We start from the raw sequence: 13,372 nt of genomic DNA on the forward strand, positions 1-13,372 counted from the left end.
TTGAAAAGCGAAATGTCGCTTAGCTAAGTGTCCAGTCTGACTGGAGCAGATCAGTTCACGATAAATCAGCGGGTACGGACACCACAGAAACCCGTTGGTATATCAGTTCGCTAGCACTAAATGCAGAGCAAGCACTCAATGCGGTACGTAGCCATTGGCAAGTTGAAAGCATGCATTGGATGTTAGATATGAATTTTAGGGAAGATGAATCGAGAATACGTAAGAAGCAAGGTCCGCTTGCATTTAACGTGATGAGAAAAATAGCGATGGCGCTATTTAAGCGAGATAAAACTCAATCAGCCAGTATGGCGAGGAAAAAGAAAATGGCAGGGCTAGATGATGATTATCGTTCAACCCTGCTAGAGTCTGGGATTAAAATGCGCTAGCCGTGACTAATCGCATTGTCGGGATGAGATGATATGGTTATTCTACAATTCTTTTTATATAATCAACTGAGTTTCGAGATGCATACAATGAAATATGATCATAATCTTTATAAAGTAAATCGTGTTCTTTTGAAAATGCATTACACGTTCCGCTAGAGCATAAGTGAGCTATAGGATCTATTACATCAGCATTCAAACCTTGAGCTAGCGCTAAAAGTCTCGTTCTAGTATCTCTAGATCTGCTTTCAGCTTCTTTTCGCGTCAATATCATATTTGGTTTCACAGAGATCTTAAAACCATCCCTGTATAGCATAGATTGTGCATTTAACTCCTCCCCAAAGGGGTTATCAAGAATTATAATAACTTCTTTACCCATAGATTGAACCTTCGAAATATAGTTCGCTATTTTTTCGTCTATTGAATCCATTTCTGTTTTTTTCTTATAAGGTATACTTACTTCACCTTGAGTTCTATTTTTTCCATTACCACAACATCGTAACTCTTGCTTTACATATTTACTGCCATATCTGTATCCCCAATAGTATGATAGCGCTACAACCTTAATTGCAGGGTCATTAGGGAAGTCTTCTATCTTTGGCGGAAATGAAGCGCCTTGGAATGAAACAGAATTATAGACGTTAGAATCACTTAAAAAATCAAAGGAATTCCAGTATTGCTGGGTATGAGAGTCACCAACAAGAAGAGTTTTAGACTTCAAATTTTTACCGACAGAAAGCAACCCTGTTTTAGGGTCTGAGTAAGCTCGTGAAGGTGTCGGGTAGTCACTAAACCGCCAAGCCCTAGATATTTTTTCTAATCGCTCAACATCAACCGGACTATCAGCAAGAAAAGAGTATCTAGATACCAATCCCTGAGTTTCAAAAACCTTAAACCCAGAGAAGCCAACAGCAGCTAGAGTAAGCGATAAAGCAATTGCTTTTTTACCTAATGCCCCCTCTCGTCTAATAGGTTTCTCTATTAATTTGTATGTTAACCAAGCTAAAATTATGGATGCAACAATGGCTAATAATCGCGCATCTCTATGTGAATCGCCATCTTTAATTATTTCTATAAAAGATAAAATAGGCCAATGCCATAAGTATAGCGGATAGCTAATTAATCCAAACCAAATAACTATAGGATTCATCAAGACCAATTTATTAATCCAAGAGCTCGACCCTGATAAAATAATTAGTGCCGTTCCGACTATCGGCACTAAAGTCCACTGAGAGGGGAAAGGCAAGCTCTCATTGATTAAAAAAACGCCAGAAATCAATAGTGAAATACCGATAAAAGACATTATGTTAATAACCAACCTTCCATCAGGAGAGACATCCTGAGAGCGACTAATTTTAACTAGAACCGTATCACACCATTGCTGCGCTGTTAATAAGGCATCTTTTTTATACACGATTAGCCACGCAAGTATACTTCCACTTAACATCTCCCAAAACCGACTAATCGGTAAAAAGAAAGCTTCAGCTGGAGATAATTCAACTAATATAATGTTTAAATAGAATGAAATAGCAGTGATAAGCAATGTTATCGTAAACAGGTTTAATCTCGCCTTCCAAGCTAACCAAAGGATTAGAGGCCAAGCTATATAAAACTGTTCTTCAATAGCTAAACTCCATAAATGAAGCATGGGTTTGGTTTCAGATGCGCTATCAAAGTACCCACTTTCATTAACAAGAATAAAGTTTGTTACAAACGTAGCACCACTAGCAATATGTTTACCTAACTGAGCATAATCATCTGCTAATAAAGTTATTGCCCCAAAGGCCATACAAGTTGTCATTACTAAAATTAGTGCGGGGAAAATTCGCCTAACTCTACGACTAAAAAAATCTAAAAAACTCCATGTACCTTTATTTAAGCTTTCAAAAATATGGCTAGTGATTAAAAAACCACTAATAAAAAAGAATATATCAACCCCTATAAACCCCCCCTGCAACCTATGGGGAAAAGCATGGAAGATAACAACAGAAAGAACTGCGAAAGCTCTTAATCCATCGATTTCTGGTCTGTAATTGGATCTTAAATCATTCATATATAAATAGCTTAATAATTTTTAAAGTGTATATCATCGAACGGCATTATTGTACAAATCACTCAGGAGACTAAGCTACACCGTATACAATTAACTTTTAACTGGATACCCAGAGCTATTGCTGTGGCATTTGCTATGATTTCATCCGCTTGAGTGTTGTAATACCTCAACTTACCGCTCGTTGGCTTTTGCAGTCTCATATATCAAGCGTTCGTGATAACTAGATTGGACTTTCCACTCCGCTATGTTTCGACTCTTAAGAAACTTTGACAGCTTCATTTCTAGAGTGAACACGAGGTGGGATTAACTAAATATAATCTTCCTTTGCCTGAGTTTCATGGTATTGCATGCACCATCGCCTGATACTAAATTGGCTTTGGACATTATTTAACAACAATAGTGGATACCAAAGGAGCACTAACTTTCATTCAACCCAGAAAGTTAGTGTAATAATCGTAAGTATCTCCTAATGACTTCAGCATTCACACCGAGCATATCGAAAAACATCCTCTAACCCAAAAGTGATTCCCCCCATAGTTTCTCACGGCAAGATCATTATAAATTGAACTTTATGCTCAAATGACGATCAGATCACCAAATACTTTTTTTTGGTGAGCTAATGACTGCTACTTTTTTAACACATTTCGATTCGATTTCGAATAGCGATGGCGCTATTTAAGCGAGATAAAACTCAATCAGCCAGTATGGCGAGGAAAAAGAAAATGGCAGGGCTAGATGATGATTATCGTTCAACCCTGCTAGAGTCTGGGATTAAAATGCGCTAGCCGTGATTTGCCGTACCAGTGATGCTATAACTTCCTTGACTACTCTGTTCAATATGTTCGCTACCAGCACATTACTTTACGTCTACGTTCTAGATAGTCCGTACGGTTGTATGCACCGCGTATTTGGTTTTTATCAACATGAGCAAGACAAGCCTCAATAACATCATAATCAAAGCCTTGCTCATTAAACATTCTGCTGGCAATAGAGCGTAGACCGTGAGAAACAAGGCGTGAAGCAAACTCCATGTGCTTCAATTCTGCGTTAGCTATTTGGCTATGGCATAGTCCAACACCTTCTTCCGTTCTATAGGGCTCTTCTAGCACAATCCAATCTTATCCCGAAACAATCCGAAGGCCTTTGAACCCAACTTCCAGTTTTTCACCTTGTGAAGCACGCTCTATTCTCTCGCTCCACCAATTCATCATCGGCCGACGGGGTTCGAAGTAATCTGTTCTGTTATACGCTTTTCTTATCTTGTTTCCTTCTTCATGAGCAAGTGCAAATTCGATAAGGTCACTATTAAAACCTTCTACATTCAAGGTAGTACTGGCAAGCGAACGTAAACCATGTGCGGTTGTTCTTCCTTCAAAACCCATACGCTTTAGAGCCATGTTGGCAGTTTGAGGGTTACTATGATCCTTTGGCTTTCTATCTGCTGGAAAAATGAATTCTCTATGTCCGGATATAGGCTTAATTTCTTCTAGAATCTCGATCATTTGATCAGTTAAAGGAACCAGATGATCTCTTTTCATCTTCATCGTTTCAGAAGGAATAACCCATACCCTGTTTTCTAGATCAACTTCTGACCATCGAGCACGAGCAGCTTCACCGGGACGAACCATAGTGTGTAGTTGCCACATAATTAAACAGCGAGTAACAATCTTAGTATTACTCCCCTTTATGGCATTCACAAGCTCAGGTAGCTCTTCAGGGGTTAGTGCAGGGTTATGAACAACCTTCTTATTGGGGTAAAGCTTTGTAATGTCAGAGATGGGATTAAACTCGATTGCACCGGAAGCAACACCTAGTCGCATAATTTCATTTAAGATGATACATAGACGCTTTACCGTTTCGATCTTCCCTTCCCGAGCTATGGGGTCGAGAATACTCTACACTAACATAGGCTTAATCTCAGTTAAAGGAAGAGGATCGAGCTTTTTTGACAAATATCTAGTGAGCATCTGTTTACGCTTAAAGTACGTACTTTGAAGGGTATTTTTTTCTTTTAGTTCAAGCCAACGCTCAGATTGCTTAGCGAAGGTGTTTTCAATAGCTTCACGCTCTTCTATTTCTGTAGTGAGCTTATGAACTTGCGGATCTATACCTTGTGCTACAAGTGATCTGGCTTCATCTCGCTTTTTTCTCGCTTGGCTTAGAGATACTTCGGGATAACTACCGAAACTAATTTTAAAACGCTTTCTTGTTATTGGTACAAGATAAGTAAAAAACCAAGACTTACCACCTTTGGGTCTTACTCGAAGTGATAGGCCATCTCCATCATTGAGAGAGTACTCTTTATCTCTAGGCTTAATACTCTTCAGTTGAGTATCTGATAACGGGATAACCTTCTTCACCATAGTTCAGTTCCGCTCTATACGTAGGGTTACATGGGGTAACATAGAGGGTTACATAAAAGGCTGGATGTAACAAGATGAGGGAGGACGTCTATAGACGACATATTGGCTGAAAGCCTTGGTACATATAACAAAAAGGACGTCCTTAGACGTCCTTCTTCTTAAATATGGTACCGGTAGGCGGACTTGAACCGCCACGCCCGAAGGCAACGGATTTTGAATCCGTCGTGTATACCAATTTCACCATACCGGCATTATCTTGGGGCATTGCCCTGTCGATGTTTGGCATTATACGTATGCGAACTGATGTGGCAAGTATAAAAACTTGAATTCATGTGTGTTTGCCGATAATTTCGCCACTAAGTCATAAGCTGTGCGTCATGTCTCTTTTCAGGCCAAGCCTTAAACTATATTCTGACGCCTCAATTTTTAAAGAAGTAATAACACATGACATCAACAAACACTCTGCCACCAGCAGGAGTCATGCGCCGATTCGGCGCCTTGTTCTATGACGCCCTTATCGTAATCGCTATTGAAATGATGACTGCCGGCATCATTGTTGCTCTGCTGCACGCACTCATGGCTCTTGGCGTTTTTAACCATAGCGGTTATGCCGATGTTAGTGACTTCTTAACCAACCATCCGATTTGGAGCCCTGCGTATACTTTTTACTTGGTCGTCGTTTGGATTTACTTCTTTGTCTTCTTCTGGACCAGAGCAGGTCAAACTCTGGGGATGAGAGCTTGGAAGCTACGAGTTCAAAACAAAGATGGCTCTGCGATCACAATAACTCAAGCGCTAATACGTTTAGGTACATCGGGGTTTGGACTTGCAAACTTATGTGTTCCATTCGATCCTCAGAAACGTGGCTTTCACGATATCTGGGCAAAGACCGAAGTCGTTGTGTTGCCAAAAGCACAATAACGCAATTAAGCGAACTTAAAGCAAGATCAAAAAAGGAAGGCGCAATGCCTTCCTTTCTTCTATTTATAGTTTCCGCCTCAAAAGCATAATGGCAATTCCGAAGAACACCACGCTAGGGGCTATCGCACCAAAAGCAGGTGGTATTTGGTAAACCAAGCTGATTGGCCCAAAGAACTCGCTGGATATATAGAAAGTAAAACCAGCAATCACACCAGAGAGAATCCTTGCTCCCATGGTCACGCTACGTAAAGGACCAAAGATAAACGACAATGCCATCAACATCATGACCGCTATCGAAATAGGTTGAGTTATCTTTCGCCACAATGCTAGCTCATAACGTGCTGCATCTTGTTCTGATGCTTTGAGATAAGAAACATAGTCATACAGCCCACTTAACGACAGCTCCTCCGGTTTCACCGTCACTATCGCGAGTTTGTCTGGAGCTAACGATGTTTCCCAAGAAAAAGTCGGTAAACTCTCTTTAGTGACCTGAATATCATTCTCAAAAGAGGTGACCTCAACATCGCTCATTGTCCAAACGTTGTTTCCAACGTAATCGACTTCTTTTGAATATATGGCCGTTTTCAGAGCCTTGTTCTCATCATAGCGCCACATGTTCAAACCATAGAGCTTATCATCGTCTATTTTAACAATGAAAATGAAGTCGTTGGCATCTCGAGCCCAAACACCGCTTTGAGTAGAAATAATACTACCACCAGCAACCGAGATGGTTCTTAAGTCACGAGCCATCTTCTGCGCTTGCGGAGCTCCCCACTGCCCAAGCAATGTCACTATCACCATTAACGGAATCGCAGTCTTAAGTACCGATAAACCAATATCTAACTTAGAGAAACCCGCGGCTTGCATAACCACAAGCTCAGAACTCGCAGCAAGCATACCAAGCCCAATCAATGCACCAAGCAATGCCGCCATTGGGAAGAACATTTCGATATCACGAGGAATACTCAATAAAACGAAATACAACGCTTGTAATAGATCGTATGTACCACGACCTACCTTCCGCAATTGCTCAACGTACTTGATAATTCCAGAGAGACCGACAAACGTCACCAATACCAGTGACGTGGTCGCGATGATGGTTCTGCCTATATATAAATCGAGAATCTTAAACACGGCTTAAGCCAACCTCTTATTCTTGAATTTTTCTTTCAAACGCCTAACAGGCACACTATCCATAAAGTTGGCACCAATCGCGACAAACAATAATAATGCATTGATTGGCCACATGCCTATTGCAGCAGGAATGTCCCCTTCTTCAATTGAAGATTTGGTTGCACTGATTGCCAAGAAGTAAGTCAAATAAATCAGGATTGCCGGACCTATTTTTGCAAAACGACCTTGTCGTGGATTAACTGCTGACAGCGGTACAACGAGCATAGTCAACAATGGGATACACAACACCAGTGACATGCGCCACTGCAATTCAGCCTTGGCACGATTATCTTGATTTCCAATAAGATCAATAGTTGGAATCGCTTCCCACTCTCGACCTTTCTTCTCTACTTCACGCTGACCAATTAAGCCTTCATACTCTTCAAAGTGCGTCACTCTATAATCAAGGCGAGAAGGCACTCCTTCATGACGAGTACCATCGTACATCACAATAACTTGGCGGCCATCGCTCAATTCTTTTACGTCTCCCGACTTAGAGAACATCACACTAGGAAGCACTGAGTCACGAGGTCGCATTTGAGAAACGAACACATTGTCTAATTGATTACCATCGATACCCTCTATAAACACAACTGAAGAACCATCGGGAGTCCTTGCAAATTTGCCTTTGGGTAGTAAATCGACGCTGTTCTCTGCAGCTACTTCCTCATACATTTGTTCTACTTTATCTTGTGACCACGGAGACAGCCAAAAGGAGTTAAAAGCAGCGACAGTTGCGGTAATCAACGCCAGATAAAGTGCTGATTGGATGAGGAATTTATTGCCAATACCCGTAGCATTCATCACCACAATCTCACTTTCGGCATAAAGGCGGCCAAAAGTCAGCAAAATGCCAATATAGATACTAAGTGGAAGCATCAAGAGCCCCATCGCTGGCATATTTAGACCCACGATCGATAATACAAGGCTTGCTGGAATATCACCATCAGAGGCGTCGGCTAAAACACTGATGAACTTTTGGCTGAGAAACACGAGAAAGAGAACAAAAAATATCGCAAATTGGCTCTTGATTGTCTCTCGGATCAAATATCTAACAATAATCACGCTCAAATTACCTATACAAAACTTGTTTTTTTGATTGAATCACTATAATTTCCCGTTGAACCTTTTATTTTTTAAATTTTTAGCTAAGTGTTAACGTTCTTCTTTAAGGTCAGTTCCATTATAGGATCCAACAAGTAAGAACCCATTATCCAACATTTAGTTCGATTTGTCTTCAGGATGTAGGAGTACGCATGGAGTTCAGTGTAAAAAGTGGCAGCCCAGAGAAACAGCGCAGCGCATGTATCGTTGTCGGTGTATTCGAACCGCGCCGCCTTTCTCCAGTAGCCGAGCAGTTAGATAAGATTAGCGATGGCTATATTAGTTCACTGCTTCGTCGCGGTGATCTAGAGGGTAAACCTGGCCAGATGCTACTACTGCATCAAGTACCTGGTGTACTTTCAGAACGTGTTCTGCTTGTAGGCTGCGGTAAAGAACGTGAGCTAGGCGAGCGTCAATATAAAGAAATTATCCAAAAAACCATCAGCACACTAAACGAAACGGGTTCTATGGAAGCAGTATGTTTCCTGACTGAACTGCACGTTAAAGGTCGTGATACTTACTGGAAAGTTCGCCAAGCAGTAGAAGCGACTAAAGATGGCCTTTACACTTTTGATCAATTCAAGAGTAATAAACCAGAGACTCGTCGTCCACTACGTAAACTGGTATTCAACGTACCAACTCGTCGTGAATTGAGCCTTGGTGAGAAAGCAATCTCTCACGGTCTTGCGATAGCTTCAGGTGTGAAAGCGTCTAAAGATCTAGGCAACATGCCACCTAACATCGCAAATCCTGCTTACCTTGCTTCTCAAGCTCGTCGCTTGGCCGATGATTACGAGACAGTGAAAACTAAGATCATTGGCGAAGAAGAGATGGAAAAGCTGGGTATGACTTCATACTTAGCGGTAGGCCGTGGTTCTAAGAACGAATCTATGATGTCTATCATGGAATATAAAGGTGCTGCTGACCCAGATGCAAAACCGATTGTTCTAGTCGGTAAAGGTCTTACTTTCGATTCAGGCGGTATTTCGCTTAAGCCTGGTGAAGGTATGGATGAGATGAAGTACGACATGTGTGGTGCGGCTTCTGTATTCGGTACAATGAAGGCACTAGCTAAACTGAACCTACCGATTAATGTAGTTGGTATCCTAGCAGGTTGTGAAAACATGCCAGGCAGCAATGCTTACCGCCCAGGTGATATCCTAACGACCATGTCAGGCCAAACAGTTGAAGTGTTAAACACGGATGCTGAAGGTCGCTTGGTTCTATGTGATGCGCTTACTTACGTTGAACGCTTTGAACCAGACTGTGTTGTCGATGTAGCAACACTCACCGGCGCGTGTGTGATGGCGTTAGGTCACCACATCAGTGCTGTACTGTCTAATCACAACCCACTATCTCACGAGTTAGTGAATGCTTCTGAGCAAGCAAGTGACAGAGCATGGCGCATGCCAATGGCCGATGAATACCATGAGCAACTAACGAGTCCATTTGCAGATATGGCAAATATCGGTGGCCGACCTGCTGGTACAATCACAGCAGCATGTTTCTTATCTAAATTTGCTAAAAAGTACCACTGGGCACACATTGACAGTGCCGGCACAGCTTGGAAGTCAGGCGCAGCGAAAGGCTCGACAGGTCGTCCTGTCTCAATGCTTGTCCAATTCTTATTGAACCGCAGCGGCCATGAGACTGAAGAGCAATCTTCAAAATAATAGAAAGGGCCTACGGGCCCTTTTTTAATAAGCGTTATTTGCTAGCTCCTGTTGACCAAGTATGATTGGTTTCCACGATTCCAAGTTCGAGTATTCAGTATGCAGACTGCCACATTTTACATTGTGTCTTCAGACAGCCCACAAGCCGGCGAAGAGGGTTTTGCTCACTACGTGTTGTTTCTTGCTCAGCATTTTGCAAAACAAGGCGCTAAACTTTATCTCAACTGTAACGATAAAGTTCATGCTGAGCGTATCGCTGAAGTTTTTTGGCAGGTAGAGCCTACTGAATTTATCGCGCACAACTTGGTTGGCGAAGGTCCAAAATATTCAACGAATATTGAGATAGGCCATCAAGGTGTCAAACCTAATTGGAACCGCCAATTGGTAATAAATCTGGCCGATAATCATACAACCTTTGCGAACGCCTTTGCTCAGGTGATAGACTTCGTTCCTTGCGAAGAAAAAGCTAAGCAACTCGCTCGAGAAAGGTATAAAATTTACCGTCAGGCTGGATATCAGCTACAAACTATCGAGATTCAACATCCATAGTCAAACCTCATAGTTAAAGCTATCTTTGGATTTAGATTCAAGAAGCTTCACTTATGAAGTTTGACCACGATTAACCATTCACAGTATCCGTTATAAGAGCACTATGGAAAAGACATACAACCCAACATCAATCGAACAAGCTCTGTATAAGACTTGGGAAGAGAAAGGCTACTTTAAGCCACACGGTGACACATCAAAAGAAGCTTACAGCATCATGATCCCGCCACCGAACGTCACTGGTAGCCTACACATGGGTCACGCGTTCCAAGATACGATCATGGATACACTTATCCGTGCTCAACGTATGAAAGGCAAAAACACGCTTTGGCAAGTGGGTACTGATCACGCTGGTATCGCAACTCAAATGGTTGTTGAGCGTAAGATCGCTGCTGAAGAAGGCAAAACAAAACACGACTACGGCCGTGAAGCTTTCATCGACAAGATCTGGGAATGGAAAGGCGAATCAGGTGGCACGATCACTCAACAACTTCGTCGTCTTGGTGCATCTGTAGATTGGGATCGTGAGCGATTCACTATGGATGACGGCCTATCGGCTGCGACTCAAGAAGTGTTTGTTCGCCTATACGAAGAAGACCTAATCTATCGTGGTAAGCGTCTAGTAAACTGGGATCCTAAACTGCACACTGCAATTTCTGATCTTGAAGTTGAAAACAAAGACAAAAAAGGTTTCATGTGGCACTTCCGCTACCCACTAGCGAATGGTGTTAAAACCGCTGATGGCAAAGACTACATTGTCGTAGCGACTACACGTCCTGAAACCATGCTTGGTGATACAGGCGTTGCAGTTAACCCTGAAGATCCTCGCTACAAAGATCTTATCGGCAAAGAAATCCTGCTTCCTATCGTAAATCGTCTTATCCCTATCGTAGGTGATGAGCACGCTGACATGGATAAAGGCACGGGTTGTGTGAAAATCACGCCAGCTCATGACTTTAACGATTACGAAGTGGGCAAGCGCCATAGCCTACCAATGATCAACATCCTAACGTTCAACGGTGATATCCGTGACGCGGCAGAAATCTTCACAACGAACGGTGAAGAAAGCGATGTGTACTCAACAGATCTTCCAGCTAAATACCAAGGTATGGAGCGTTTTGCCGCTCGTCGTGCAACGGTTGCTGAATTTGAAGAGCTAGGCCTACTTGAAGAAATCAAAGATCACGACCTAACCGTTCCTTACGGTGACCGTGGTGGTGTGGTTATCGAACCAATGCTGACGGACCAATGGTACGTGCGCACAGCGCCTCTTGCTGCTCCTGCTGTTAAAGCCGTTGAAGATGGTGAGATCCAATTTGTACCTAAACAGTACGAAAACATGTACTTCGCGTGGATGCGTGACGTGCAAGACTGGTGTATCTCTCGTCAACTTTGGTGGGGCCACCGTATCCCAGCATGGTACGACAACGATGGTAAAGTTTACGTAGGTCGCACTGAAGAAGAAGTTCGTGAAAATAACAACCTTTCACCGGTAATCGTTCTTAAGCAAGACAACGACGTTCTTGATACATGGTTCTCTTCTGCACTTTGGACGTTCGGCACACAAGGCTGGCCTGAAGATACTGAAGCAATGAAAACATTCCACCCATCAGAAGTACTAGTATCTGGTTTTGATATTATCTTCTTCTGGGTTGCTCGTATGATCATGATGACCATGCACTTCGTGAAAGACGAAGACGGCAAGGCTCAAGTACCTTTCAAAACAGTTTACATGACGGGCCTTATCCGTGATGAAAACGGCGACAAGATGTCTAAATCGAAAGGTAACGTACTTGACCCTATCGATATGATTGACGGCATCGGCCTTGAAGAGCTAGTAGAAAAGCGTTGTGGCAACATGATGCAACCTAAACTGGCTGCTAAGATCGAAAAAGCAACACGTAAGACTTTCGAAGATGGTATCGAACCATACGGTACTGATGCACTGCGTTTCACTCTTGCTGCTATGGCTTCAACTGGCCGTGACATCAACTGGGACATGAAGCGTCTTGAAGGTTACCGTAACTTCTGTAACAAGCTATGGAACGCAAGCCGTTACGTACTGATGAACACAGAAGAGCACGATTGTGGCATGTCACTGTCTGTTGAAGACCGTGCAAACATGGAATTCTCTCTAGCAGACAAGTGGATTGAATCTCAGTTTGAAGTTGCAGCGAAAGAATTTAACGCTCATCTAGACAACTACCGTCTAGACATGGCAGCAAACACGCTTTACGAATTCATCTGGAACCAATTCTGTGACTGGTACCTAGAGCTAACTAAACCTGTTCTTTGGAAGGGTACTGAAGCTCAACAACAAGCGACTCGTTACACGCTTATCACGGTTCTAGAGAAGACTCTGCGTCTTGCTCACCCTGTTCTTCCTTACATCACTGAATCTATCTGGCAAAGCGTTATTCCGCTGATCGACGGCGTTGAAGGCCCTGATGCAGAAGAAAGAACTATCATGACTCAAGCGCTTCCTCAGTTTAATGAAGCTAACTTCAATGCTGAGATCGTTGACGACATCGAATGGGTTAAAACTTTCATCACAGCTATCCGTAACCTACGTGCGGAATACGACATTGCACCAAGCCAAGGCTTAGAAGTAATGATCAAAGTCGCTGATGAGAAAGATGCAGCTCGTATCGAAGCAAATAAGATCGTTCTTACTTCTCTAGCTAAGCTAGACGATATTAAAGTTCTAGCGGACGGCGAAGCGACTCCAGCTTGTGCAACTAAACTTGTTGGCAAATCTGAGCTGATGATCCCAATGGCGGGTCTTATCGACAAAGATGCTGAGCTTGCTCGTCTAGATAAAGAAGTAGCGAAGACTCACGGTGAGATTAAGCGTATCGAAGGTAAGCTAGGTAACGAAGGTTTTGTTGCTAAAGCACCAGAAGCGGTTATCGCGAAAGAGCGTGAAAAGCTTGAAGGCTACCAAGAAACTCTTGTTAAGCTTGAAGAGCAAAAAGCGACCATCGCTGCGCTTTAAAGCTGAGTGAACGAGAAGACTTCGAACTTCTCGCTCTAAATAGAAAGGTTGGTCTTCGTGACCAACCTTTTTTTATGCCTCTCACTCCAAGTCTTATCGTCAGTCACTTATTTATTGATAGGTTTCATCTATCAAATTAATCTCTCCTTCCCATTAGATTT

The 13,372-nt window shown here is 42.5% G+C and carries 8 protein-coding genes, 1 tRNA gene and 2 pseudogenes; 5 read left to right on the plus strand and 6 right to left on the minus strand.

Features of this window, described 5'->3' with window-relative positions; translation table 11 throughout:
• Nucleotides 1–53: 53 nt before the first annotated feature.
• A pseudogene (locus ACED28_RS11365) lies at nt 54–386 on the plus strand (ISAs1 family transposase); the annotation flags it as partial.
• A 37-nt stretch (nt 387–423) separates the two neighbouring features.
• Here ACED28_RS11365 and ACED28_RS11370 read toward each other — a convergent pair.
• The 4 genes and pseudogenes from ACED28_RS11370 to ACED28_RS11385 form a co-directional block, all read right to left on the minus strand.
• Nucleotides 424–2,436, minus strand: coding sequence for an acyltransferase family protein (locus tag ACED28_RS11370; protein ID WP_371709894.1), 2,013 nt, complete (start codon nt 2,434–2,436; stop codon nt 424–426).
• A gap of 845 nt (nt 2,437–3,281) precedes the next feature.
• Complete coding sequence (locus ACED28_RS11375) at nt 3,282–3,545, minus strand: hypothetical protein (RefSeq protein WP_216611458.1); 264 nt, start codon at nt 3,543–3,545, stop codon at nt 3,282–3,284.
• 9 nt (nt 3,546–3,554) lie between these two features.
• Nucleotides 3,555–4,799: pseudogene (locus ACED28_RS11380) on the minus strand (tyrosine-type recombinase/integrase).
• Between the two features lie 165 nt (nt 4,800–4,964).
• Nucleotides 4,965–5,049 (minus strand) — tRNA-Leu (locus ACED28_RS11385).
• 194 nt (nt 5,050–5,243) lie between these two features.
• Between ACED28_RS11385 and ACED28_RS11390 the strand changes: the two genes are divergently transcribed.
• A complete protein-coding gene (locus ACED28_RS11390; RefSeq protein WP_371709895.1) occupies nt 5,244–5,720 on the plus strand; it encodes an RDD family protein in 477 nt (158 codons plus the stop codon).
• Nucleotides 5,721–5,783: 63 nt separating this feature from the next.
• Here ACED28_RS11390 and lptG read toward each other — a convergent pair whose 3' ends face one another.
• Together lptG and lptF are read right to left on the minus strand one after the other, a co-directional pair.
• Nucleotides 5,784–6,854 carry an LPS export ABC transporter permease LptG gene (gene lptG / locus ACED28_RS11395; protein ID WP_371709896.1) on the minus strand — a complete coding sequence of 357 codons (1,071 nt, stop codon included), beginning with the start codon at nt 6,852–6,854 and terminating at the stop codon, nt 5,784–5,786.
• A gap of 3 nt (nt 6,855–6,857) precedes the next feature.
• A complete protein-coding gene (gene lptF / locus ACED28_RS11400; RefSeq protein WP_009847716.1) occupies nt 6,858–7,958 on the minus strand; it encodes an LPS export ABC transporter permease LptF in 1,101 nt (366 codons plus the stop codon).
• A 191-nt stretch (nt 7,959–8,149) separates the two neighbouring features.
• Here lptF and pepA point away from each other — a divergent pair, with 191 nt between their 5' ends.
• The 3 genes from pepA to ACED28_RS11415 all read left to right on the plus strand — a co-directional run bounded on the left by pepA (nt 8,150) and on the right by ACED28_RS11415 (nt 13,211).
• The gene (gene pepA, locus ACED28_RS11405; RefSeq protein ID WP_017097529.1) at nt 8,150–9,670 is read left to right on the plus strand and encodes a leucyl aminopeptidase; all 1,521 of its coding nucleotides are present in this window, start codon (nt 8,150–8,152) and stop codon (nt 9,668–9,670) included.
• Between the two features lie 99 nt (nt 9,671–9,769).
• The gene (locus tag ACED28_RS11410) at nt 9,770–10,219 is read left to right on the plus strand and encodes a DNA polymerase III subunit chi (RefSeq protein WP_009847719.1); all 450 of its coding nucleotides are present in this window, start codon (nt 9,770–9,772) and stop codon (nt 10,217–10,219) included.
• 103 nt (nt 10,220–10,322) lie between these two features.
• Nucleotides 10,323–13,211, plus strand: a complete 2,889-nt coding sequence (locus ACED28_RS11415) for a valine--tRNA ligase (RefSeq protein WP_371709897.1) — start codon at nt 10,323–10,325, stop codon at nt 13,209–13,211.
• Nucleotides 13,212–13,372: the final 161 nt, after the last annotated feature.

It is taken from the genome of Vibrio sp. 1F253 (assembly GCF_041439295.1).
Lineage (GTDB): Bacteria > Pseudomonadota > Gammaproteobacteria > Enterobacterales > Vibrionaceae > Vibrio > Vibrio tasmaniensis_A.